The following is a 25,087-nucleotide window of genomic DNA, read 5'->3' as shown; positions in this document are numbered from 1 at the left end:
TGGCTATTCAAAAGCAATGCAATTTACTCAAATGGCTGGTTAATGAAAAGCTTACTGCTGTGGCTCGGGTGCGGGCGGCGTAATACCTTCGGGGTTTTCGGGCACGCTGATAATCGGGTCGGTACTTAATGAATCTATACCTGTATCCAAGCTGTCAACAACTACGGTATCAATAACTATACGGGGCGAAGGACAAATGTATTGCTTTGTGATTTTAACACCCGGCTTAGGGAACGGGCCATAGGTATAACCGGATTTAGGGTCTTCATAAACCTTCTCCATAAAGCGTCCGAATATAGGTAGGGCAGTGCGCGATCCTTCGCCTGTTTCTGAGGTTTTAAAATGCACGCTGCGGTCATCCGCACCTACCCAAACCCCCGTTACAAGATCTTTCGTGATACCCATGTACCAACCGTCCACATAATCTGATGAGGTGCCGGTTTTGCCGCCTATCTGGTTATTTTTTTTCCATAACTCATACTCCCATAAGGCCTGTGATGTGCCGCCGGGTTCTTCCATACCGCCTTTAAACATATATAGCATAAGCCAGGCTATCTCTTCGCTAAGCACGCGCTCTTTTTTTAAGCTGAACTCGGCAATCGTATTTCCGCGGTGATCGGTTATTTTGGTTACCAGCAACGGGTCAACCTTTTCTCCTTTGTTTAAAAAGGTACTGTATGCCCTAACCATCTCGTAAACCGATACATCATTTGATCCTAATGAAACCGACGGTACCGATTCGAGGTGGCTTTCAATACCGCACTTATGCGCGTATTCAACAACCTTATCCCAGCCAACCTGCTCGGTTATCTGAGCTGTAATGGAATTTACCGATTTACCCATCGCCCAGCGTAATGACATATCCCGGTATGAAAAGCTAAAGTCGGCGTTTTTAGGCGACCACTCTTCATCTTTACCTTTATCCTTGTACCTGATAGTTACCGGCTTATCGGTAAACTTATCGCAGGGGGTAAAGCCATTATCAAGCGCTGTGAGGTAGGCAAAAGGCTTAAAAGTTGATCCGGCTTGCCGTTTGGCCTGCCTAACGTGGTCATAGTTAAAATACTTGTAGTTAATACCGCCAACCCACACTTTTATTTTCCCTGTCGATGGCTCAAGCGTCATCATCCCGGTATTCAGCAGCCGGGCGTAGTATTTTATGGAGTCCACACTGGAAAAGGTCGTGTCCTTTTCGCCATTCCATGTAAATACCTTCATCCGCTTGGGCGTATTAAAATACTCCTGTATTTTTACACTATCGCCGTTATATTTTTTTCTGAGTAGTTTATATATCGGGAGGCGCTGTTCATTTTTTAATATAAAATCCTTTATTTCCTCTCCCTTTGAGTCCCGCCATGGGTTTTGATTGCCCCACACATTGTTAAACCGCCTTTGCAGCGACTTCATTTTTTCGGTAACAGCTTCCTCGGCATATTGCTGGAGCCTCGAATCGATGGTAGTGTATATCTTTAAACCATCTTCATATAGGTCGTAGTCATTTTCTTCGCACCACTTGTCAAGCCACTTCTCAACCGCCCGGCGTAGGTATGAGTCGCCATGCGAATCCTGATCGACATAACTTAAATCTAGTTTAAGCGGTTGTTTTGCATATGCCGAATATTGCGCATCACTTATATACTTGTACTTTTTCATTTGGCCGAGCACAATGTTGCGCCGCTCAAACGATTTTTGAGGGTTGCGTACAGGGTTGTACGTTGAAGTAGCCTTAAGCATGCCTATCAGCGTGGCGGCTTGTGCAGCGTTAACGCGGTTGGGTTGTTTGTTGAAAAACTTTAGCGTAGCCGTTTTAATGCCGAATGAGTTGTTGCCAAACGGAACTGTATTAAAATATAATGTTAGTATTTGCTGCTTGCTGTATACGTGCTCAATTTTAAACGCTGTGAGCCACTCTTTAAACTTGTATACCACGGTGCGCAACACCGGAATATTCTTTGCGATGCCCTGCGATTTGCGTTTACGGGTATTAAACAGGTTTTTAGCCAATTGCTGGGTAATAGTACTCCCCCCACGCTTGTCGCCCTGCGCGGTTGACAGCATGCTGCTGAAAAAGGAAAAAATGTCGACACCATTATGGTTATAAAACCGCGCATCTTCTGTTGCTATAAGCGCGTTAACAAGGTGTGGCGATATCTTATTAAATTCAACAGGCGAACGGTTTTCGCGGTAGTAATGGCCTATGAGTTTTCCGTCAGCAGTGTAAACTTCTGAGCCTACTGATAGCACGGGATTTTTAATATCCTGCATATCAGGCGAATAGCCGAATATCCACAGGAAGTTTAATTCTATCGCACAAAAAAAGATAATTATAAAATATATGAGGATAACAAAATAGCGCAGGAATTGGTTATGTATGCGTCGGAACATGTGGTAAAGATGAAAAAATTATGCCTTTTAATTGATAACAGGCATTACAAATATTTATAACGCAAATTTAACAGCTAAATTTTAATGGCTGTTTTAAACAATGTTTATGAGAGGTGTAATTGATAAACTGAAAGTTACCAGTGGTAAAGGATTTGCACTTAAGGCCCATGATACGGCATACACAGCGGATATTAGTAAAGAAGATGCCGACGCGGTTTTAAAGGATATTACCGGCCAGATTGCATTGTTGCAGGATAAGTTGTACTCAACCAACAAATACGCCCTGCTGGTTATATTCCAGGCCATGGATGCTGCCGGCAAAGATAGCACTATAAAACGTACCATGTCAGGCCTTGACCCGCAAGGCTACCAGGTTTTTAGCTTTAAGCAGCCCAGTAGCGAAGAGTATGATCACGACTTTTTATGGAGGCACTATAAGGCTTTGCCGGAGCGCGGACGCATAGGCATACACAACCGCTCGCACTATGAAAATGTACTGGTTGCCAGGGTGCATACTGAATACATACTTAACGAAAATTTGCCCGGTATTGACAGCCTGAAAAAGATTGATAAAAAGTTTTGGGCCCATCGTTACGAAAGCATACGCGCATTTGAGAAGCATTTACATGCAAGTGGTACAGTGATGATAAAGTTCTTCCTCAATGTATCGCGCAATGAACAAAAGAAGCGCTTTTTAAAGCGGATAGAAGAGCCGGAAAAAAACTGGAAATTCTCTTCAGGTGATGTAAAGGAACGTGAGCATTGGAATGACTACATGGATGCGTATGAAACAGCTATTAAAGAGACGGCTACTGATGATTGTCCCTGGTATGTTATTCCTGCTGATAAAAAATGGTTTTCGCGGATAGCGGTTTCAGCAATAATATTAGATACACTTAAGAGTCTTGATCTTAAATACCCGGTTTTGCCTGCCGAAGAGAAAGCAGAGCTGCAAAATATGGCCAGCCTGCTGCAGAATGAAAGCTGATAGAGGTTTTGTTTTTCAGGTGTTTACAAGTTTATACAATGGGAATTTTAGCTTTTAAATTCAATGTTAACTTGTATATACAAATTTTTATTGCAACATTTATCTGCGTTAAAAATAAACCACCAATAAACTTAAAAACAGCTTTATTTTGTATGAACAAATTTACCAGTGTAATAGTGTTGGCTGCTATATTATGCGGCCTAACACGATGTAAAAAAGATAACTTTTCGTCTGCCGACAGAAAAACTACCGGTAAGCTATCTGTGCATGCGGCCGATCCTAATAACCTTATATTTGAACCATTTGACTATACTACCGGCAAGCTAAACGGCACGGGCGGCTGGACGCGAATAGGTGGCACCGCCGATCAAACACAAATAGTTGCAGGCAACCTCAGCTATGAAGGTTATTTGCCCGGCGAAGTTGGTAATAAGGTTGAATTATTGAATGCCAGCAATGAAGACCTGAATTTAAACTTTGGCGAACGATCTGGTGCAGGCACTAGGGTATATGCATCAATGCTCATTAACGTGAGCGCAGCTACCGCCACCGGCGACTATTTTGCTCATTTCTTCGGCAGTTTGTTCAAAAACAGGATTATGGTGCGCGCTGCGGGCGAGGGTATCAACATCGGTTTAGACGGTGGGTCAGGAACAGCAACCTGGTTGCCCGACACTTACAGCCTTAACCAAACTTACCTGGTTGTAACCGCTTACGAGTTTGTTGAGGGTGATGGTAATGACATCGCTTCGTTATGGGTAAATCCTGATCTTTCAGGCGCCGAACCTGCGCCTATGCTTACTAATGTGCCTATCAACGCCGACGTAACAAGCTTAGAGAGTTTCAGGCTGCGACAAAATGTAACTACAACCAGCCCAACGCTAACTGTGGATGGTATTAAGGTTGGCCTTACATGGGCGGGCAGCGTTTTAGCTACTGAAAAAGGGGTACAGCCGCCCTCATTAGCAGACTCAGTTACTGTTGACTTTACCGGCACCGGCAGAAGCATTAACCATGTTGCCAGCGGTTTTTTGCACGGCTTCACTACAGACGGGATTGCGCCGCATGATTCGCTTGTGCTACCATTGAAGATATTTATGGTGCGGGCCACGCCACCGGCTACGCGTACACAGGCTGCACGCATGAAGCAACTGGGCATTAAGCAGCAACTTGTGCTATCAGACAACTGGTATTTTGGTTATACCTCACCGTTTATGCCCGGTGATAACGGCGACTGGAAGATATGGGAAACCTTTGTTAAGAACGAGGTGAACGAGGTGATAAAAGCAGGTATAACTGACAATGTTGAGTTTGACATTTGGAACGAAGCCGACCACCCTTATTTTTGGCCACGGCCGCAGGACCAAATACTAAACGCATATTTTAGGGCTTACAGAATCATACGTCAGATGCTTCCTAAGGCGGTTATTGTAGCGCCAAGTTTATCATCAAACAATGCCAATACAGTGATTAACTTTTTAGATTGGGCAAAGCGCCACGGCGTTGTACCAGATGTTATAAGCTGGCATTTCCCCTCTAACGTGATAAAGCAGGTAGAGGATATACGCGTGTGGCAAAAAATAAACGGCTTTAGCCAAATCAAAATCAATATTAACGAATATACCCTTGTGCCTGAGCAATACGCCGGTAAACATGCATGGTTAATTGCACAAATGGAAAGGGCACAGGTTGACGCAGCCATTCACGCGGCCTGGAGCGACCAGTCTACCGGTACCCTTAATGATATTTTAACGCCAACATTTGAGCGCAAAGCATCATGGTGGGTATACAAGGGTTACGGTGACGTAACCGGTAAGACTGTTACTACTATCCCGGGTAAGAATGTCGATCTTTTCGCCGGCAAAAACGCTGCCGACAAATCTATTAACATATTGCTTGGGGCCAAGCTTACCCTGGTGCCCGGTGATGTTAAGGTAAAATTTGCTAAGCTGAGCAGGGCTTTCCCCGGCTATCTTCCGCCATCAAGACTTATACATGTACAGGTGCAGAAAATAGGGGAGAACGGCGGTGCGCCGGTTAATGGTCTTGAAACGGTATATGATGCGGTAATGCCTATGAAAGATAGCTTTGATATAACTTTCCCATGGCTTGATGCCCATGACGCCTACGTGGTACATATAACTGAGGGTGTAACACGATAATCCCGGTTAAACCAAGCAAAAGAGCTGTTATCCGATGATTTCAGCTCTTTTGTTTTATGGCCTTATTCTAACAACGGCTTTTCCGCATCTTCCATAAAAAGCTGGTTGGGCATGGTGCCGGTAAATACTTCAAGTTCGGCACCTTTAAGCATATCGTTGTAATTGATGTACAACCTGGTGTAGCGCTCTTTGTTAAGATTTATCCCCTGTAAATATATATTACCGAGTGTTATGCTGGCACCGGCATTTAATACAGTAAAATTTTTGCCTAGCGGTAACGTTATGGTTGCCCGGTCAAATTGAGGAAGACCTATGGCGTATTGCCCGTTACCGGGCAATAAGTTGTATATACCCATGCTATTTAAAACATACCATGCCGATACCTCCCCCGCTGCATCACCACTAGGGAGCCCATTGGAGGCATTTGTAAAGGTATTTAACAGCCTATTAAGCACTACTTGTGCTTTGTAGGGCGACTTTGTGAGGCCGTACATGAAAGGTAAATAACTGTATTGGGTTACGCCGGGCGGATTTTTAAACAAACTATCCAGTTGCGTTTCGTGCCAACGCATCGGAACATATTTAAGTTTCGCCGCCGTGTATTTATCAGACTGTATAACTTGACCGTGTATAATGCCTTTAGCAAAGGCATCAGCAAGCAATGTACTGAAGTCATTTTTTAATGCTGTTGTAGCTGGTAACGCCGTGAAGCTTTTAATGATATCCAGCGTTCGCTTATGATCCAGCAGTGTTAACAACTGGTAATTATGCCTACTTGACCCGGGCAAGCCTGACACGTCATAAAAAATAAAATCTTTTGCGACAGCTGTTTTACCTGTATCATCACCATATCGTCCGTCAATATCACTGCCTACGGATGGGCTTAATTTGGCATGATACAGTGCGGTATAGAACGCAGTACGCCTTAGCAGGCCATAATCAGGTGCAGGTGTTTTGCCGCGCCGGCTGGGATTTATGCCACTCATAGATGCAGCTGCATTTTGGGTTTGCCTTGTTGGTCCGCCTCCTTCAACCTGTATTTTGCTTAGTTCATCAATCCAAGCGGTTTTTGCCAATTTCTGAATGTCTTTAAAATTATATCCGGGTATTTCTGTTTCCAGGTTTTTTAAAGCCCCAGCTTCGCTTACGCGTGATAAACCTACTTTTACCATAACATCACCGGGATTATCGAACTGCACAAACATCTTAACGGCTTTGCCTTCCATCCTGGGTTTTTCTTGTTCAGGTGCATTCCCCGTTGTTATGCCGGATGATTTAAAAGGTTTTGAGAACCTGGCATAAAAATACAAGCGGCGGTTGTTTGTCATTCGGCAGCCTCGAATCTCATGCTTATTGACTATCTCCAGCCAGGCGTTTTGCGCAGTGGTGCCATACTGCAAGTCGATAATAATATTGGCCTTATCTGTTTTCGGGAAATCGTATTTATGCAACGCCGCCCTGATTGTTGCGGTAATGCTCACTTCTATGCCATACCTCGTAAGCAATGTTTTGTAATAACCCGGCGATGCCTGTTCTTCTTTTTTTGCATAAGCAGACCAATTGGATTTACCATATAAGTCCGGCGTGCCCGTAGTAGGCATAAATAACAGGCTGTTGTTTTTTGTGCTGTCAGATGTTGTAACCGTGTTATGCGTAAAGCCGTAAATAACAGTATCTGTGTATTGATAAGCGGGAGCTGAAAGCCGGGTAATCGGGGTTATCTGTACCATGCCGTAGGGCAGCGCCGGGCCGGGCGATGCAAGGCCTTCGCCTTGTGTGCCAATAAACACGTTTACCATAGACGTGTTATCTTTCTTTTTTTGAGCTGATGCCGGGATAGCTAATACAAATAACGTCGCTATAAATAGCATAACGCGTAACCGTGCTATCATTTTTTCAAATTAAAGCTATCGGCATCCTTTAAAAAGGGGAGGGCGCGACGGGCCTTTTGTACCTCATTTAAATTTATAGTAAAAGTATAAACATCCTCTTCGTCGCGTTTATAATACACTACGTTGCCATTCGGGTCAATACAGGTTGAGTCGCCTGAATGATATATTTCATTCCCGTCATGTCCCACCCGGTTCACACCAATTACATAAGCCTGGTTTTCTACTGCACGTGCCGGTATTAGTGTACGCCAATGCAGCGCCCTGCGCTCAGGCCAGTTCGCAACCACAATCAACAGGTCATATTCGCCGCCAACGTTACGCAGCCATACCGGAAAACGGAGGTCGTAGCAAATAATAGGGCAAATATTCCAGCCATTTAGTTCTACTACCAGTTTTTCAGACCCGGCAGTGTAAGTGTCGTCTTCCTTGCTAAGGCCAAACAGATGGCGCTTGTCATAATATTCGTAACTGCCGTCAGGACGCATCCATACCAGGCGGTTGTAAAATCTGTCTTTATCTTTTATAATCAGGCTGCCTGTAACCACGCAGTCGAATTTTTTTGCGGTTTCGTGCATCCAGGTTACCGTTTTACCCTCCATGGTTTCGGCAAGCGCTTCGGCATTCATGGTGAAGCCGGTGTTGAACATTTCGGGTAGTATAAGCAGGTCGGTCTTCTCGCGTATGGCAGATAATCGCAATGATATATTTTTCAGGTTCTTATCAGGGTTTTCCCAAAAAAGGTATGCCTGAAAAACAGTTACTTTAAGATTATCCATAACTTAAAAATTGCTTAGGGGTTCGGCTGCTATTACTTTTACGAAACTGAATAAAATTTAGTTGTCGTTACACTTTAATCAATCTATCAACGGCTTTGTCCAGCGTTTCTTGTGCTTTAGCAAAACAAAATCGCAAAATCTTGTTATCTGTTCCTTTGGTATAAAACACCGAAACGGGTATTGAAGCCACGCCTGCCTCACGCGTAAGGCGAATGGCAAAGTCGATATCTTTTTCATCAGTAATGTCATTGTATGTTACTGACTGAAAGTACGATCCGTAACAAGGCAAAGGCTTAAACCGGGTCTGCGCCAGTCCCTGCCTGAAATAATCGCGCTTGCTTTGAAAGAAATCTGGAAGCCCCAGACAATGGTCCTCATTTTTTAAATATTCAGCGCATCCATATTGCATTGGCGTATTTACACTGAACACCAGGAACTGGTGAATCTTTCTGAATTCTTTCATCATATATTCGGGCGCCATGCAATAGCCTATTTTCCACCCGGTGGCATGGAAGGGCTTGCCTAACGACGCGACAATAAAACTGCGCTCCTTTAAATCAGGATACCGCGCCATGCTTTGGTGTTCGGCACCATCATATATCAAATGCTCATATACCTCGTCACTTAAAATAAATATATCCTGGTTTTTAATAATGCTATATAGTTGGTCTATATCTTCCTTATGCAAAATGGTTGCAGTTGGATTATGCGGCGAGTTTAAAATAATCATTTTGGTACGGCCAGTTATAAGCCGTTTCACCATTTCCCAGTCAATGCGGTACTCAGGTGGTTCCAATGACAGCGACTTGACTACGCCCCCCATCAGTTTTATAGCAGGGGCATAACTGTCAAAAGCAGGCTCAAAAATAATCACCTCATCATTGGGGTTTACTACGGTGCTTATAGCGGTATATATAGCCTGCGTTCCGCCGGCGGTTATGGTAATTTCTGTATCAGGATTATAATAAGCACCATATAACTTTTCGGTTTTTATGGATAATTGCTCGCGTAATGCCAGCACACCTGCCATAGGTGCATACTGGTTGCATGATGTATTCATCGCACGGTTAACCATTTCGGTCAACTCCGGCGAACAATCATAATCCGGAAAGCCCTGCGAGAGATTAATTGCGCCAACTTCATTGGCTAAGGCCGACATGGTAGTAAAAATAGTAGTGCCGGTTTGCGGGAGCTTTGAAATTAAAGGTATCATTACGGGCTAAAATATGATTTTTAAGCTGAATGCCGAAAGCATGAAGGGATTTTGGCTTTTGAAATCCGAAAAATTAGTCAGAATTATAAGCTGGTTTAGCTGAATACGGTAGTAGCTTTTCCCTTTCCATGCTTTCAGCTTTCCGGCTTAATATATAACTTAGTGCCATGAAGCGTTTTAAACTTATTGCTGCAATTTTAGTGGTAACGGCTGTAGTAAGCTGCAAGTCTAAAAAAGACAATAACGTACCTGTTATAGGTTTTGTAGATGCGTTTGAGGATGCTACCATTGCTCAGGCGCGTACCGGTTTCACTGATGCCTTAGAAAAAAACGGCTTTAGCGATGCAAGCGGCACTGTACATATAGAATATCGCAACGCACAGGGCGATATACCCTCGCTTACACAAATTGTAAATTATTTTGCTACCGAACAGGTTGACCTTTACGCTACCTGTACCACTTTAGCCACGCTTACTGCCGTACAAAAAAATAAAACCATTCCCATTTTTGCCATGGTTGCGCCTACGCCGGCTTTAATGAAAGTTGAGCAGGGCGGTAAAGCGCCGGCAAATCTGTTCGGCGCGGTAGAGGATATGAATTATATTGATACCTCTTTTTCTATAATCCCAAAGCTGATAAAACCTAAGGGGGCAAAGCTTGTTGTCGGCATGATATACAACCAATCTGAGCCGCAATCGGCTGACGCTATGGAGCGTATTAAAACGCTGGCTGCATCCCTTAACGTGCGGCTTGTGGCGTTACCGGTAAACGCATCTGCCGATGCCCAATTGGTTACGCAATCGTTGTTGAATAAAAATATCGACGCTTTTTTTGCCAATCCCGATAATACCGTTTTTGCTTCTTTTGAAACTATCCGAAAAAATTGCGACCAAAAGAACGTGCCGATCTTTACCAGCGAAGCCGGGTTGGTACAACGCGGCGCCGTTGCCGCCTTTGGTGCCGATATTTACCAATGGGGCTACCAGGCCGGTGAGCAGGCGGCGCAATATCTTAAAACCAAAAGTACTAAAGGGTTAAAGCCGGAAATGGTTAAGGTGCGCAAGCATGCCTATAACCCGGTAATGGCAAAGAAATATAATATCAGTATACCTGCTAACTTCGAACCCGTAAAATAACATGGATTTCTATCTCACCGCGCTGTTACAGGGATTGTGCTTTTCAGGCATCGCGCTGGGAATTTATATATCCATGAAAATTTTTAACATACCAGACATTACCACCGACGGCAGTTACACGTTAGGCGGCGTTGTTACGGCTATAATGCTTACCCAGCATCAGCCGGTATATTTTACACTGCCTGCGGTAATAATATCAGGCGCTTTGGCCGGGGCGGTAACCGGTATTATTCATACTAAGCTTAAAATTAATGCCTTACTCGCCGGTATATTGGTGATGACGGCCTTGTACTCAGTAAATCTTACCTTGATGGGGCGTTCAAATATCCCGCTGATAGGCACGCATACGCTGTTTGACATCCTGCAGATTTCAACCGACCCCAACAATAATGCCTTTTGGATATTGGCCTTTTTTGTGCTGATACTTGCCGTTAAGATAGGCTATTTGTTAAAAACAGATTTTGGTTTGGCCATGCGCGCCACGGGCAACAGCGAAACCATGATACGCGCCCTGGGGGTAAATACCGATAAAATGAAGATAACAGGGCTGGCACTGGCTAATTCGCTTACAGCGCTAAGCGGGTATCTTACTACACAATACCAGGGTTTTGCCGATATCAACATGGGCATAGGCATTGTAATAGTAAGCTTGGGTTCGGTAATAATTGCCGAAACAATTATAAACTGGCTTGGCATTATATCAACCTGGACAAGCTTGGCATTAGTGTTATGTGGAGCCATAGTTTTTCAAATGGTGTTAGCCATTACCTTAAGCTTAGGTGTTGATGCCAATTTGTTAAAGATGGTAACCGCCTTGTTTGTATTGCTTATTGTAAGCTTGCCTCGTTTGTTATTAAAACATTCAGGATGATAGTACTTGACAGCGTAGATAAGGTGTTTAACAGTGGTAAGGCTAACCAGGTACATGCAGTTAATAACGTGAGCCTTACAGTTGCCGACGGCGAGTTTTTGGTGATTGTAGGATCTAACGGCTCAGGAAAAAGCAGCCTGCTTAACCTGGTAGCCGGGAGCGTTTTACCTGGGCGGGGTACCATAAGCATCAATAACACCGATGTTACACGCCTGAATGATTATGATCGTAGCAAATGGATTGCACGTGTTTTTCAGAATCCGTTAAGCGGTACAGCGCCCGACCTGAGTATTATAGACAACTTTAGGTTAGCTGCTTTACGTACCAGTGCCAAAGGTTTCTCAGTGGGCGTAACAACCGCTTTTAAAAATAGTATCAGGGAGAAGATAGCTACGCTGGGTATGGGGCTGGAAAATAAGACCGGGCAGCTCATGGGTACATTATCCGGCGGGCAACGCCAGGCACTAACATTATTGATGAGCGTAACAGATATTTGCAAAGTGCTCTTGCTTGATGAGCCTGCGGCAGCGCTTGATCCCCGCTCTGCCGATATAGTGATGAAAACGGCTGATAATATTATCAGAGACTTTAAACTGACCTCAATTTTAATCACCCACAACCTGAAAGATGCCTATAATTACGGAAACCGAATTATACAGATGAGCGAGGGGTGTATTATAAAAGATATTAAAGGAGAAAATAAAACACAACTTACACAAAATGAAATTTTTACATGGTTTTCATAGCCTTATATAAAAAAATGGCAAAGTTATTGCAACCAGGCCATTACTATGAAAAACGTAAATTTCGAAACGATAAATGATGCCTACCAACTGGTGAGGGGTGCAAAAATAAAAGGAAAAAAGCAGGAAGAGGTATTTGAACTGGGTCACTATGATGCCGACAAAAGGGGCTATACAGTGTACCCCTATGAAGAAGGGATGAAGTATACCGATTTCAGTGTACTGGTATCTGAAAAGGAACTTAAAAACAATTACCTTATTGAGGCTGTAAAAAGCAAAGCTATTGCTGCAGGCGCTGTTGAGAATACAGAAGTGCTTGAAGAGATACAACGATTACGCAGCGCTTAATTAAGCTATAATTTTTCTTGCATACGGGTTTGCCCGTAACAAAACGAAGCATCTTATGCCAGCCGTAAGTATGTTGATTTCTTCATAATGTTTTGCAACACAATAGGTTATTTTTTTTTTTGCGCAAAACATACTACGATGCTACTTAAAAACACTTATCTTTCTGTACATGTCGCGTGGCCTATGGTTGCGTACAGAGAGCGTTTTGCATCGTCACTCCGCGTCTCATCTCCGTTTTAACGCTTAACGTTAGGACATTACATTTTATTTTTATTACTTATTTATATGCTTGATGTATATCAGGCTTATTTGGACAATACTATGGACATTTATACTACTATTGAAGAGAAATATTTACGCGCGGTTGATGAGTTGAATTATGGTGAGTCGCCACAGGGGTTGCGATTATTAAACGAAATCATCGCCAGCGACAACAGGTACGCGCGTGCTCATTATCAGCTGGGTATGATATATTATTACCAGATTAAGGATTATCAAACGGCGGGTTACCATTACAAAACCTGCGCAGAACTGGAACCCTTATTCCCGGATGTATATTACCACTATATGCATCTTGCCGTTTTTTTAAATATGGAGCGGCTGGTAAACCATATAAAGGCGAAAGCATTGACTATACCCGGAGCAGACACCTCTGGTATTTATGAATTATCAGGCTTGTACCTCGAGCGCCAGAAGAATTGGGAAAGCGCAATAGCGGAATATCGCCGGGCACTAATTGAAGCGACTGATGACGTAAAAAGCGAAAGGATACAGGAAGCTATAAACCGCGCGGCGGGTAAAGCAAAACAAATGCTTGCGTGCAATTATCAATTAATTGCTTAATAGTAGCGGGCTTGCACCAAAAGCGGCCCGCTACTCATAGCCACTAGCTGAATTAAGCAGTTCAAGGTCAGCCAACTGTAAACTTATTCCTGCGGCTTTTACAAGTCCGTTTAACTGTTCATTGCTGGTTGCACTGGCAATAGGGGCCGTGATGCCGGGCCTCGCCATAACCCAGGCTATAGCTACGGCAGCAGGCGTAGTAGCATAGTGGGACGCAACCTCATCCAATGCGTTAAGTATATTAAAGCCGCGTTCGTTTAAATATTCCTTTACGCCGCCACCCCGAGGGCTTTTATCTAAATCAGCCGCCGAGCGGTATTTCCCCGTAAGGAAGCCTTTAGCCAGCGCATAAAACGTTATTACGCCGATATCGTCCCTAAGGCATAACGGCTCAAATTCTGTTTCAAACTCTTTCCGATTGTATAAATTATATTCAGGCTGAAGGCTTTGGTAGGCAGCAATGTTATGCTCCTTGCTTACCCGTAGTGCTTCTTCAAAGCGGCTTGCACTATAGTTTGAAGCGCCTACTGCGCGTACTTTACCCTGCTTTATCAACATGTCAAATGTCTCCATGGTCTCTAGCAACGGGGTGTTGGGGTCATCCTCATGCGCCTGGTATAAGTCAATGTAATCAGTTTGTAAACGCCTTAATGAGTCATCAACCGCAGTAGTAATATACTTTTTGGAAAGACCTTGCTTGCCATTCCCCATAGGCTTTCCAACCTTGGTTGCAATCACTGCCTTATTTCGTTTTCCGCTTTTCTTTAACCAGTTACCTATAATAGTTTCTGATTCACCGCCTTTGTTACCGGGTCCCCAGGTGGAGTACATATCAGCTGTATCTATCAGGTTAAGGCCGTTATCCACAAACATATCTAATAGGTTAAAAGATGTTTTTTCGTTAGCGGTCCAACCGAAAACGTTACCGCCAAAAGCCAATGGCGCAACCTGTATACCTGATTTGCCTATTTCCCTGTACTGCATTTTAACCGTTTACTCTTAAAACCTTTAACTGTTCAACTAATTCATCAACCCAGCCCGAAAAATATGGCTCGCTGCCGGCAACGCGCACCCAGTGGCCGTCTTCATCGCGGGCAATTACCAGTTGCAAGGTGCCATCTATTGAAGTAAATTCATAAGCGTTATCAAATCCATCGTAACCAATTTGCCTTACTGTACCCGGTACTTCGCTGTCTGATCCTGTTAACGTAGCTTCTATCATATCCATAACTATCCTTTTTTTAAAGGAACAGCCATCGTTAGTTTCTGTTTTAAGCAATAGGTATTTATACCCCGGCGTTTACATTGTATATGAAATTGGTATTAAATATTTATTAAAACCATTAACAATGACGTTTTGTTAACTGCTATTATATCTTAATTATGAGAAAGCCAAATTATTTCCAGGTTTCGCAGGGCGTGTGGGGGATGAAAATAACCTTTGTAAATATTTACATGATAGCTAACCGCAGGGGTGCCGGTAAGGGCTGGGTGTTAGTTGATGCCGGTTTACGCGGAACAGCAAAAAAGATAATCGCTATGGCCGAGGCGCTATTTGGCCCGGGCACTAAACCTGCGGCGATAGTACTGACACATGGCCATTTTGACCATGTAGGGGCACTTGAGGATTTGCTTGAATATTGGGATGTTCCGGTATATGCGCATCCGCTGGAGATACCCTACCTTACCGGTGCATCATCATACCCTCCCGGCGACCCTACAGTGGGTGGAGGCTTAATGAGCCTGATGGCATGGGCTTATCCAACAAAACCTATTAACCTGGGCGGCCGGGTAATACCTATTGATAAATACGAAGGCATACCGCAATTACCTGAGTGGAAGGTAATACACACGCCCGGCCACAGCCCGGGGCATATTTCACTGTTTTTTCCTTTAAACACTACACTGATAGCAGGTGACGCTTTTGTAACTACCCGGCAGGAGTCTGCGATATACGCGCTTAACTTCATAAAAAAACTATCAGGCCCCCCCAAGTATTTTACCAGCGATTGGCATTCAGCACAAAAATCAGTGCAAAAACTGGCGGCTTTGCAACCTCGCATAGCAGCAACTGGCCATGGCCTTGTTATGCGCGGCAAAGAGTTGCAACAGGACCTGAATTACCTCGCCAATCATTTTAAGGAGCTTGCTGTGCCCGCGCATGGCAGGTATGTTAAGCGGGCTGCAATTGCCGACGAGACAGGTGTTAAATATATCCCGTCATATACCGAGGATAGTAAAATAAAGTTAAAGGTTGGCGCGGTAACAGCCGCTGCCGCGCTGGCAGCCTTTTTTATTACACGGGCTGTTGCCCGGCGTTAATACGCTATATTTACAGGGTGGAAAATATTAAACCCGACCCGCAGGTACTGATTGATGCTGTAAAAATGACGATGCCTTTTGGTAAGTACAAAGGCACTTTAATATGCGATCTGCCGGTCTACTATCTCGAATGGCTGCATGGCAAAGGCTTCCCGGCCGGAAAATTAGGTATGATACTGGCTACAGTGTTTGAGATAAAGACCAATGGGGTAGGGATGATACTTGACCGTGTTAAGCGAGCGTTGAAAGACGGATCGCTGAAATAGAAAAAGCTATGGCGATTGCCATAGCTCTTTTTATTTGGCCTCTCCCGGCTGTTTTATTCGCCTCTTTTTAAACCGTATTTTTCTATCTTACTATAAAGGTGGCTGCGCTGAATATCAATGTCGTCAGCTGTTTTTGAAACGTTCCAGTTGTTTTTTTCCAGCTTAAACTTTATGTATTCGCGTTCGGCAAAATCCTTATACTCCTGGAAGTTTTTAAACTGGTTAAAGTCGGTTTGCGGTGCTGCGGCCGCTGCTGCTGCGCCACCAGTTGTAACAGTTGCCGGGCCCGAAGGGTTTGCAAACGCACGCACATCATTGTCGGTAATGGTTTTATCACTTAAGATAATCAGACGCTCAATCATGTTACGCAGTTCGCGGATGTTACCGGTCCATGGCAGCGCCTTAAGGGCATCAAGGGCGCTCTCAGATATCTTTTTAACAGGCATGCCATATTCGGCGCATATTTCCTCTAAAAAGTTTTGGGTAAGCAAAGTGATGTCATCCTTTCGTTCAATTAGCGGGGGTACGTGTATCAAAATAACGCTCAACCGGTGATAAAGGTCCATACGGAAATTCCCGGCCTCTATCTCCTTAAGTAAATCTTTATTTGTTGCCGCTATAACACGTACATCCACCTCTATTTCTTTCTCGCCGCCCACGCGTGTTATCTTATTTTCTTGCAAGGCGCGCAGCACTTTTGCCTGTGCTGAATGACTCATGTCGCCTATCTCGTCCAAAAACAAAGTGCCCCCACTGGCTGACTCAAACTTGCCTATGCGCTGTTTGATGGCCGAGGTAAAAGATCCCTTTTCATGACCGAACAGCTCGCTTTCTATCAGTTCTGACGGAATAGCCGCGCAGTTAACTTCTATGAGCGGCGCATTTGCCCGGTTTGATTTTTCGTGCAGCCAGCGCGCAACAAGTTCTTTACCACTGCCGTTGGCGCCTGTTACCAATACCCGCGCATCGGTAGGGCCGACACGATCTATCGTTTCCTTAATTTTAACTATAGCCTGCGATTCGCCGAGTATCGGCCTAACTTTAGATACTTTACGTTTTAAAGTTTTTGCCTCAACAACCAAACTGCCGCGATCAAGGGCGTTACGTACCGTAATAAGCAAGCGGTTAAGATCGGGTGGTTTTGATATAAAATCAAATGCTCCTTTTTTGCTGGCCTCAACCGCGGTTTCAACTGTGCCATGCCCGGATATCATAATGAAAGGAAGATCGGGTTTAATGGCTAATCCTTCCTGAAGCACTTCCATGCCATCCATCCGGTTCATCTTTATGTCGCACAGCACAAGATCGTAGTCGTTATTTTGGATCATCTCTAATCCATCTACGCCATTGTCTACATCCTCTACCTGGTAATCTTCATACTCTAGTATTTCACGCAGGGTACTGCGTATAGCACGTTCGTCATCAATAATTAAAATTTTAGCCATATGTTATGTTATTGAGAAAGATAAAAGTTGAATTTTGCTAATATATTATATGTATACAAAAATAAACACTTTTGGTTTTTGAGAATGAATGTTTATTTGAAACGGATGATATGATCAGTAGAATTTCTTATCATAAATGCCGGACGATACCCATTTCTGAGGTCTACTTTTGTCCGTCAGCATCTTTGCACCTCGCTGCCATGCGGATAGGCACTATAAAAAACCCCTTTCCGGAGAAAGGGGTTAATCAGCAGCAAATCTGTAAGCCGGGTTCTGTATCGCTTAAGCGACTTCTATCATTAATCTGCGCCTGCCATTGCTGACAGGCTTTAGCAACCTACCCATCCCGGCGATACGATAAATCGTTATACGGGAGCGAGCCACTCCACTTCCGGGACCTATTTGGTTTTTCAACTCCTGAGGTTTACCGCCACTACGGTCGCCCGTAATCGCCGTGAGCTCTTACCTCACGTTTTCACCCTTACCCCAACAAGTTGGGGCGGTATATTTTCTGTGGCACTGGCTGTCGCCGGCTGTCGGCGCCTTCCGGTTAGGAAGCAGGATGCTCTGCGTTGCCCGGACTTTCCTCCCTCCCGACAAATCGGGATAGCGATAGAACGTTTTGCGTCGCAAAGTTAACGATTTTGAGCTATAGATTAGTTGCACGGCTGCGCATACATAAAGTTATGCCTGGAGCTTAGCACTATTTGCAATTTTTTAAGTTATTCTCAACGTCTTTTAAACTTATCAAACCTACACGGTTACCAAAAGAGTTACCTACATACGTTAACACTTTAGCTATTTCAATGGGCGATAATTCAATCGGAGGCATGGTGTTGTTATAAAATTTTCCGGACACTTTTACCATTCCGGTCATGCCATTTTTAATATAGCACGCAAGTTGATCTTTGTTTTTACTGATAAAAGCTGTATCTGTTAAAGGGGGCATCAAAGCTGATAATCCCTCGCCATTTTTACCATGACAGTTTTGACAGTTAACAGTGTACAGCCCTTGGCCGCCGCTATAGTAACGCATATATTCTATCTGCTGATCAGTTTGGCACGATGCTACAAAAACAATTATAGCGGCACACAGTGATATTATTATGCCGGCTTTTTTCATTTTGTGGCTTGTTCAGGGTCGTTACGCAATATCTTGATGTCTTCTATGAGCTTTATTACCTGTTCTTCAACCGTGCCATCGTAAGCTCCGCGTATCCGCTTTTGCTTGTCTATCAGGATGAAATAGCCATCGTGAATGAATTTTTCTTTTTCATCTTCACGCGGTGTAGTCACCAGATAACTTTTTGATAAGGTGTAGGTAGCTTCTTTGTCGCCCTGCAGCAACCACCATGTGTTACCCTTTACATCAAGTGCATCGGCATACTTTTTAAGCACTTGTACGCTATCGTATTTTGGGTCGATACTATGTGAAAGTATCCTGAAATCAGTCGCGCCCTCAAATTCTTTATATACCTTCAACATATTGCGGTGCATACTGGGGCAAATTGAAGGGCAGGTAGTAAAAAAGAAATCAGCAACGTAAATCTTACCATTTAAACTGTCGTTAGTTATACTGTCGCCATATTGGTTTACAAAGGCAAATGCCGGTATAGTATGGTAAAGCGTGTCGGTTACCTCCTTGCCGTCAGTTATTTTGGTAATGGGTTCGCGGTCGCCATATATCGGTAACGTTTTAATTTTGTTTGATGTGCATGCGAAAAGCAAGCATAGTATTAATATACCCAAAAGTTGCCTCATTACTTTTTGTATTTAGTGTAAAACTCCCATGACGCCCTTATAGCATTTTTGGTTAAGGTATCCACCTTTTTAATTTTAGACTCTTCAGCCGTAAGATACTTTATGGCTTCACCTTTTGATTTTGCAGAATAATCAGGCTCAAACTTATGCATCCAATCGCTCATCGCATTTTCTGCTACGGTGAGGTTTTTGCTTAATAAAATTGCCGAATCTTTAACAGGGGAGGGTAAATCAAGCTTAGCTATGCTATCCAATTTTGCCCGGTTTTCCAATATCATTCTTTCGTAAGTCATTACCTCGTCATGTACGGCAATAACCCTGCTAAATAATTGTTTAGCTTCGTCTTGTGTTTGTGCGGTATCCGCTCCGGTTTCCTGGCTACTGTTGCCGCTGCAACTGTATAATATGCCCGCAAGCAGTGCCAATAATGCTGTTTTTTTCATGTGTATCGGAAAATTAAAGTCGTGTAAAAGCTATGTAATCCGTTGCCGGCAATATGGTTAGTTTTAAGTGCTGACCTATTTGAGCGCGATGATGAGTGCCGTGGTTAACAGCATGTGTAAAAATATCAATTAATTTACTCGTGAAAGGTTGACCCTGAAGGTTTTTATAATCCAGCATATCATCCAACCGGCTTTCGCTGATGTTATCAAGGTAAGCCTCCCACTCGGTGTGGTTATGGGTGAGGCCATCTCCTAAGTCAGTAAGGTTTACTTCTGCAGGCCACAATACTATATTGTTTGTGATGGGTAATCCTTTGCAACGAGCCAGCCATATTTGCTGGGCGGCTAAAATATGGGCCAGTAATATCGCGGGCTTTGTTTCTCCGGCGTCTAAAACAAGAGGCAACATTTGCATATTGTAGTAATGGTTGTACCTGAATAACTTTATGAAATGCGCCTTCATCCTGCAAAAATAGCTAACCTGGTTAAAATATAGGTTGTTGAATTTTAATAATAACGTAACATTAACAGCGCCATACTTTAATACCTGCATGCTAACTTTGATTAAAAATACAGCTATGAAAATTGCCAGGATATTTATTTCTGTTGTTGCACCCATCCGTGAGTGGATATTGATGAGGAGCATGCGCTCATTATATATACACTAAGTATTTTATCATTAAACGCTTCGTAAATACAATTATATTGTACATTTTGGGCTTGTTTTTTAGCTCAATTTAATGGACCGTCCCATACATCAACCTGCAATAAAAAAAGATCTTTTTGGCGAAGACTTTGTTTGGGGAGTTTCTACTGCCGCTTTTCAAACTGAAGGCGCCTGTGATGCAGATGGAAAGGGGCAATCTATCTGGGATACTTTTACCGCCCGAAAGGGCAAAGTACTTAACGGCGATAAAGCGCACACCGCCTGTGATTTTTACCATACCTATAAAAGAGATATTGACCTTGTTAAGCAGCTCAATGTACCTAATTTCAGGTTTTCTATTGCGTGGTCGCGCATATTGCCCAATGGCACGGGCGAAGTAAACACGGCCGGTATCAACCATTATCATCAAGTAATTGACTACTGTATTGAGCAGGGCATAGAACCATGGGTAACCTTGTACCATTGGGACTTGCCGCAAGCGCTGGAAAATCGCGGAGGGTGGACGAATCGTGACGTTGTTGATTGGTTTAGCAACTATACAGAGGTATGTGCAAAAAGCTACGGGACTAAGGTTAAAAACTGGATGGTGATGAATGAGCCATCCGTATTTACGGGGGCAGGGTATTTTTTGGGGATACATGCCCCGGGCCGTAGCGGGCTGAAGAATTTTTTGCCGGCAGTGCACCATGCGGTATTGTGTATGGTTGCGGGCGGCAGGCTGCTGCGTAAACTATGCCCCCAGGCACAAATAGGCACTACTTTTTCCTGCTCGTATATTGAGCCCTATTCTACTCGGCCTCGCGACATTGGCGCAGCAAAACGGGCTAATGCATTAATAAACCGGCTTTTTATTGAACCGATACTAGGGTTAGGGTATCCGGTAAACGATTTACCGGTTTTAAACAAACTGAAGAAATATATGCACCCCGGCGACGAGGATAACATGCACTTTGATTTTGATTTTATAGGAATACAAAACTACACCCGCGAGATAGTAAAATACTCTTTTTTTACTCCATACATCGGCGCTACCCTGGTAAAGGCTGAAAAGCGTAAAGTGCAGTTAACCGATATGAAGTGGGAGGTGTATCCGCCGGCCATATACCATATGCTGAAGCAGTTTAATGCTTACCCGCAAATAAGGAAGCTATACATTACGGAGAACGGAGCCGCTTTTCCGGACAGGGTTAACGATGGTAAGGTTGAAGACCCTAAGCGTGTGGAGTTTTTGCAAACGCATCTGCAGCAAGTATTAAAGGCTAAGCAGGAGGGATATAACGTTAGCGGCTACTTTGTATGGACACTAACTGATAATTTTGAATGGGCCGAAGGTTACCATCCCCGTTTCGGCCTGGTTTACGTTGACTTTAACACGCAACAGCGCATTATAAAGGCATCAGGTAAATGGTATGCAGCGTTTTTAGGCGAATGATAGCAATGTAATTTAACTCCGCCGCTCTTCAATTACGCCGCATTTAGCTTTATATAAAATGTTGTGCCGGTGCCGGCGATGCTTTCAAACCATATTTTACCTTTGTGTCTCTCAATGATCTGCTTACAAATTGACAGCCCGAGACCGAATGATTTTTCGCCGGCAGTACCAGGGCGCTTAGCATCGGTAAACATATTGAAAACTTCGTTTTTAATGTTATCAGGAATTCCTATACCATGATCGTTAACGGCGATTTTTACTTCGTCACCTTCATCTGTTATTTTAACGTTTATAGTACCACCAAAGGGACTGAACTTACTGGCGTTACTGATAAGATTGCTGATTACACGCCATATTTTTTCGCGGCTTATATTCAATTCTTTGGTATGGTCAAGCAGCTCAAGTTGTATGTTTTGATTTTTTTCAGCAGCTTTAAAGCGCAACAATTCAACACTGTTACTTAACAGCGAATTTATTTCTACCGGTTCCGTAACAAATTTGGCCGTGCCGCTATTGGTAGCCTCTAGTATTTCATTAATTAGTTCAAGCGAGTTGTTTGAGGTTTCCTTAATGAGGTTTATAAGCTCTTTTTGGTCTGCCGTGTAATCTTCATCATCCATCATTACACTTGACAATGAAGCAATTCCCCCAAGTGGATTACGCAGATCGTGAGCAACAGTGCGCAATATCCTGTCCTTTTCCCGGCTACTTAAATTCAATTCCGTAAGGGCATTTTCAAGTACCGTATTTTGCTCATTAATTTGTTTATTAAGCTTATTAACAGTTAACACTTCCTTTCGCGAGCGTTTCCAGTTTCGCTGTATTAAAAATATTATTAGCGTTAGCAAGATAGCACACACCAGTGCCAGTACAAGATATATTTTTTGTAATTGGTTGTTGTTTCGCAGCGTATCAATCTTACGTTGGTTTTCGTAGTTGGTTACCTGTTGCGTAACGTCTGTTTCTTTAAGAGAACTTAATCTTGTATTTATAGAGTCTTTTCGCAAATTATGTAACTGCAGGTACTCAACAGCTTTTTCAAATTCTTTATTTTTGATGTGGTATTCGGCCTGTAGTGCTGCCCAATCAGCTTCAGCTATTTCATTTTTAACCGTATCAAACTGTATAGCCATCAAATCAAGCAGATCTTTTAAAGGCGCAAGTTCATTCCGGGTAAGATACAAGCGTCCTAGTTTTATTTCGCTTAACTGGGCGTCGCTGTAGTCGTTCCCCTTTTGCAGATTTATAGCTATGCTTTTTTTAAGCATTTTCTCAGCAGCGGTATACTGTCTGCGGTTCATCAGTACCTCAGCTTTATTGCCGTATACAACGCCCCGCGCCATTTGCAGTACGTTGTCCCTGTTTTTATATGCGGCTGTATTACTGTCAATGTAGGCAAGCGTTTTGTCAAAGTATACCATAGCACTGTCGTCCTTCCCAAGCTTTTTATAACTCAGGCCGATGTTGTCAAGTATTTCCTGCCGGCGATAAAATGCTGCAAAGTCTGTTTTATTGAAAGGTGTTTGCCCGTAACTTTCTTTAAAATACTTTACTGCGTGCTTAAAATGACCTTGCTTGTACATGATCATTCCCATACGGTAAGTAAAGTCTGCGAGGGCCGCCTTATTAAGATAATTTTTCCCTAACAAGTATCCCTGGTAATAGTATTGATAGGCTTCGGTATACTTTTTCAGTGCAAAAAAGGCGTCGCCCTTGGCATAGTTCGCTTCAGAGAAATTTGCGGCGTACTGCTTTTCGTTAACACTTTTTTTAGCGTACATAAACATAGTATCAGCATAAAGCAGCCCCTTAAAATAGTCGTGCTTTATTTTCTTGGCATCAACGTAATTAAAGGAATAATACCTGAAATAATCGTTTATAGTAGGATTGGCTATTTTATGAAACCCTGAGTCAAGATGCCGGATCGCCTCGGCTGGCCGGTTTTGATCATATAGTTTTGTAACAGTCTCAAAGATAGGCTTAAATTCTTCCGAGTATTCGGCCTGGTTAACCTCCGGCTTGGTACAGCCGGCTAAAATGAAAAGCGCTAAAAGGCAAACCCGGCCATAGCCGAAAGACAATATGCGTTGCAATAAATAAAAGAGGTAATGGGTCAATAGTATAACTAACAGATAACAAAGCAAATATAACTGTTCACAAATTAAAACCGAACTTAAGAGTAAATAAAAAAGCGTTATTTGAATGCTTCCTGCCCTGTAATGTCAAGGCCGGTTATAAGTAAGTGTATATCATGCGTTCCTTCATAGGTAATTACCGACTCAAGATTCATCATATGCCTCATAATAGGGTAATCGCCTGTTATACCCATGCCACCCAATATCTGCCGCGCTTCCCGGGCAATGGTTATGGCCGTTTCAACACTATTTCGCTTAGCCATTGATATTTGTGCGGGTGTGGCCCTATCCTCATTTTTGAGTGTCCCCAGGCGCCAAACCAGTAGTTGGGCCTTAGTTATACTGGTTATCATTTCGGCAAGTTTTTTTTGCTGTAATTGAAAAGCAGCTATAGGTTTCCCAAATTGCTTGCGCTCTTTGGCATATCTTAAAGCGGTATCGTAACAGTCCATCGCCGCGCCTAAAGCCCCCCACGCTATACCATAGCGCGCCTGGTTAAGACAGCCCAGCGGACCTTTTATACCTGCTATGTTTGGTAAAATATTCTCTTTGGGTATTTTAACATTATCAAATACCAGTTCACCCGTAGCCGAAGCGCGTAAAGACCATTTGCCATGTGTTTCAGGGGTAGAAAAACCTTCCATACCGCGCTCCGCTATCAACCCACGTATCTTTCCGTTTTCATCTTTAGCCCAAACAATTGCTATGTCTGCAAAAGGGGCATTCGATATCCACATTTTAGCACCGTTTAAAATATAATGGTCACCGGCATCCTTAAAATTAGTGGTCATACTGCCGGGGTCAGAACCATGGTCGGGCTCCGTAAGTCCAAAACAGCCGATTATTTCGCCAGAAGCCAATTTGGGCAGATACTTTCTTTTTTGTTCTTCAGAGCCATATGCATAGATAGGGTACATTACCAATGAACCTTGTACAGATGCGGTGGAGCGTATACCCGAATCCCCGCGTTCAATTTCCTGCATAATAATGCCATAGGCCATGTAGTCTAACCCAGCTCCGCCATATTCGGCGGGTATGGTGGGGCCATAGGCGCCTATTTCGGCCAACCCCTTTAACAACTGTTTAGGGAACCTCGCTTTTTGGGCATGTGCCTCAATAATAGGGCTAACCTCCTTTTTCACCCATTTCCTAACTGTTTGGCGTATTAATTTATGCTCGTCGGTTAATAACTCGTCGAGCAAATAGTAATCAGGCGATTCAAAAAGGTCAGATTTAGCCATCGGTTCACAAATTTGGTT

General features: G+C 43.4%; 23 protein-coding genes and 1 other RNA gene. 10 read left to right on the top strand and 14 right to left on the bottom strand.

The window, feature by feature from the left end:
* Nucleotides 1-51: 51 nt before the first annotated feature.
* Nucleotides 52-2,385: a penicillin-binding protein 1A gene (locus DJ568_RS08700; RefSeq protein WP_114004876.1), complete on the bottom strand. Its 2,334-nt coding sequence runs from the start codon at nucleotides 2,383-2,385 to the stop codon at nucleotides 52-54.
* 106 nt (nucleotides 2,386-2,491) lie between these two features.
* Between DJ568_RS08700 and DJ568_RS08695 the strand changes: the two genes are divergently transcribed.
* Together DJ568_RS08695 and DJ568_RS08690 are read left to right on the top strand one after the other, a co-directional pair.
* Nucleotides 2,492-3,373, top strand: a complete 882-nt coding sequence (locus tag DJ568_RS08695) for a polyphosphate kinase 2 family protein (RefSeq protein WP_114005015.1) — start codon at nucleotides 2,492-2,494, stop codon at nucleotides 3,371-3,373.
* A 152-nt stretch (nucleotides 3,374-3,525) separates the two neighbouring features.
* Nucleotides 3,526-5,535: a hypothetical protein gene (locus DJ568_RS08690; protein ID WP_147238731.1), complete on the top strand. Its 2,010-nt coding sequence runs from the start codon at nucleotides 3,526-3,528 to the stop codon at nucleotides 5,533-5,535.
* 62 nt (nucleotides 5,536-5,597) lie between these two features.
* Here DJ568_RS08690 and DJ568_RS08685 read toward each other — a convergent pair whose 3' ends face one another.
* The 3 genes from DJ568_RS08685 to DJ568_RS08675 form a co-directional block, all read right to left on the bottom strand.
* Complete coding sequence (locus tag DJ568_RS08685) at nucleotides 5,598-7,427, bottom strand: glycoside hydrolase domain-containing protein (RefSeq protein ID WP_114004874.1); 1,830 nt, start codon at nucleotides 7,425-7,427, stop codon at nucleotides 5,598-5,600.
* Entirely contained in the window at nucleotides 7,424-8,203 is a 780-nt protein-coding gene (locus DJ568_RS08680) for an amidohydrolase (protein ID WP_114004873.1), read from the bottom strand. Before DJ568_RS08680 ends, DJ568_RS08685 begins: the two co-directional genes overlap by 4 nt.
* 67 nt (nucleotides 8,204-8,270) lie before the next feature.
* Nucleotides 8,271-9,416, bottom strand: coding sequence for a methionine aminotransferase (locus tag DJ568_RS08675; protein WP_114004872.1), 1,146 nt, complete (start codon nucleotides 9,414-9,416; stop codon nucleotides 8,271-8,273).
* A gap of 167 nt (nucleotides 9,417-9,583) precedes the next feature.
* Here DJ568_RS08675 and DJ568_RS08670 point away from each other — a divergent pair, with 167 nt between their 5' ends.
* From DJ568_RS08670 to DJ568_RS08650, 5 genes are all read left to right on the top strand, one after another.
* Nucleotides 9,584-10,552, top strand: a complete 969-nt coding sequence (locus DJ568_RS08670; protein ID WP_114004871.1) for an ABC transporter substrate-binding protein — start codon at nucleotides 9,584-9,586, stop codon at nucleotides 10,550-10,552.
* A 1-nt stretch (nucleotide 10,553) separates the two neighbouring features.
* Nucleotides 10,554-11,423: an ABC transporter permease gene (locus DJ568_RS08665; RefSeq protein WP_114004870.1), complete on the top strand. Its 870-nt coding sequence runs from the start codon at nucleotides 10,554-10,556 to the stop codon at nucleotides 11,421-11,423.
* Entirely contained in the window at nucleotides 11,420-12,169 is a 750-nt protein-coding gene (locus DJ568_RS08660) for an ABC transporter ATP-binding protein (protein ID WP_114004869.1), read from the top strand. Before DJ568_RS08665 ends, DJ568_RS08660 begins: the two co-directional genes overlap by 4 nt.
* Before the next feature lie 45 nt (nucleotides 12,170-12,214).
* A complete protein-coding gene (locus DJ568_RS08655; protein WP_114004868.1) occupies nucleotides 12,215-12,514 on the top strand; it encodes a hypothetical protein in 300 nt (99 codons plus the stop codon).
* A gap of 285 nt (nucleotides 12,515-12,799) precedes the next feature.
* Complete coding sequence (locus tag DJ568_RS08650) at nucleotides 12,800-13,357, top strand: tetratricopeptide repeat protein (RefSeq protein ID WP_114004867.1); 558 nt, start codon at nucleotides 12,800-12,802, stop codon at nucleotides 13,355-13,357.
* 30 nt (nucleotides 13,358-13,387) lie between these two features.
* Here DJ568_RS08650 and DJ568_RS08645 read toward each other — a convergent pair whose 3' ends face one another.
* Both DJ568_RS08645 and DJ568_RS08640 read right to left on the bottom strand, forming a co-directional pair.
* On the bottom strand, nucleotides 13,388-14,341 hold the full coding sequence (locus DJ568_RS08645; RefSeq protein WP_114004866.1) for an aldo/keto reductase: 954 nt from the start codon (nucleotides 14,339-14,341) through the stop codon (nucleotides 13,388-13,390).
* A 1-nt stretch (nucleotide 14,342) separates the two neighbouring features.
* Nucleotides 14,343-14,585, bottom strand: a complete 243-nt coding sequence (locus tag DJ568_RS08640; protein ID WP_114004865.1) for a hypothetical protein — start codon at nucleotides 14,583-14,585, stop codon at nucleotides 14,343-14,345.
* 155 nt (nucleotides 14,586-14,740) lie between these two features.
* Here DJ568_RS08640 and DJ568_RS08635 point away from each other — a divergent pair, with 155 nt between their 5' ends.
* Complete coding sequence (locus DJ568_RS08635) at nucleotides 14,741-15,679, top strand: MBL fold metallo-hydrolase (RefSeq protein WP_233496657.1); 939 nt, start codon at nucleotides 14,741-14,743, stop codon at nucleotides 15,677-15,679.
* Between the two features lie 17 nt (nucleotides 15,680-15,696).
* Nucleotides 15,697-15,945 (top strand): DUF3820 family protein, encoded by a 249-nt coding sequence (locus tag DJ568_RS08630; protein WP_262510673.1) that lies wholly within the window; start codon nucleotides 15,697-15,699, stop codon nucleotides 15,943-15,945.
* A gap of 53 nt (nucleotides 15,946-15,998) precedes the next feature.
* On the opposite strand, the gene DJ568_RS08625 is transcribed toward DJ568_RS08630, so the two are convergent.
* The 6 genes from DJ568_RS08625 to DJ568_RS08600 form a co-directional block, all read right to left on the bottom strand.
* Complete coding sequence (locus DJ568_RS08625; protein WP_114004863.1) at nucleotides 15,999-17,390, bottom strand: sigma-54-dependent transcriptional regulator; 1,392 nt, start codon at nucleotides 17,388-17,390, stop codon at nucleotides 15,999-16,001.
* Nucleotides 17,391-17,636: 246 nt separating this feature from the next.
* Nucleotides 17,637-18,019, bottom strand: an RNA gene (gene rnpB, locus DJ568_RS08620) — RNase P RNA component class A.
* A 74-nt stretch (nucleotides 18,020-18,093) separates the two neighbouring features.
* Nucleotides 18,094-18,513, bottom strand: coding sequence for a c-type cytochrome (locus tag DJ568_RS08615; protein ID WP_114004862.1), 420 nt, complete (start codon nucleotides 18,511-18,513; stop codon nucleotides 18,094-18,096).
* Entirely contained in the window at nucleotides 18,510-19,151 is a 642-nt protein-coding gene (locus DJ568_RS08610) for an SCO family protein (RefSeq protein ID WP_114004861.1), read from the bottom strand. Before DJ568_RS08610 ends, DJ568_RS08615 begins: the two co-directional genes overlap by 4 nt.
* Nucleotides 19,151-19,594: a hypothetical protein gene (locus tag DJ568_RS08605; RefSeq protein WP_114004860.1), complete on the bottom strand. Its 444-nt coding sequence runs from the start codon at nucleotides 19,592-19,594 to the stop codon at nucleotides 19,151-19,153. The genes DJ568_RS08610 and DJ568_RS08605 overlap by 1 nt, the downstream gene beginning before the upstream one ends.
* 13 nt (nucleotides 19,595-19,607) lie before the next feature.
* Nucleotides 19,608-20,240, bottom strand: coding sequence for a DinB family protein (locus DJ568_RS08600; protein WP_114004859.1), 633 nt, complete (start codon nucleotides 20,238-20,240; stop codon nucleotides 19,608-19,610).
* A gap of 94 nt (nucleotides 20,241-20,334) precedes the next feature.
* On the opposite strand from DJ568_RS08600, the gene DJ568_RS08595 reads away from it, so the two are divergent.
* The gene (locus tag DJ568_RS08595; protein WP_114004858.1) at nucleotides 20,335-21,693 is read left to right on the top strand and encodes a GH1 family beta-glucosidase; all 1,359 of its coding nucleotides are present in this window, start codon (nucleotides 20,335-20,337) and stop codon (nucleotides 21,691-21,693) included.
* Nucleotides 21,694-21,725: 32 nt separating this feature from the next.
* Here the strand turns inward: DJ568_RS08595 and DJ568_RS08590 are convergent, their stop codons facing one another.
* Complete coding sequence (locus tag DJ568_RS08590; RefSeq protein ID WP_147238730.1) at nucleotides 21,726-23,786, bottom strand: tetratricopeptide repeat-containing sensor histidine kinase; 2,061 nt, start codon at nucleotides 23,784-23,786, stop codon at nucleotides 21,726-21,728.
* A gap of 101 nt (nucleotides 23,787-23,887) precedes the next feature.
* The gene (locus DJ568_RS08585) at nucleotides 23,888-25,069 is read right to left on the bottom strand and encodes an acyl-CoA dehydrogenase family protein (RefSeq protein ID WP_114004856.1); all 1,182 of its coding nucleotides are present in this window, start codon (nucleotides 25,067-25,069) and stop codon (nucleotides 23,888-23,890) included.
* Nucleotides 25,070-25,087 lie beyond the last annotated feature (18 nt).

It is taken from the genome of Mucilaginibacter hurinus (genome assembly GCF_003324525.1).
Classification (GTDB): Bacteria; Bacteroidota; Bacteroidia; order Sphingobacteriales; family Sphingobacteriaceae; genus Mucilaginibacter; species Mucilaginibacter hurinus.
This window is presented reverse-complemented; position numbering and strand designations above follow the sequence as displayed.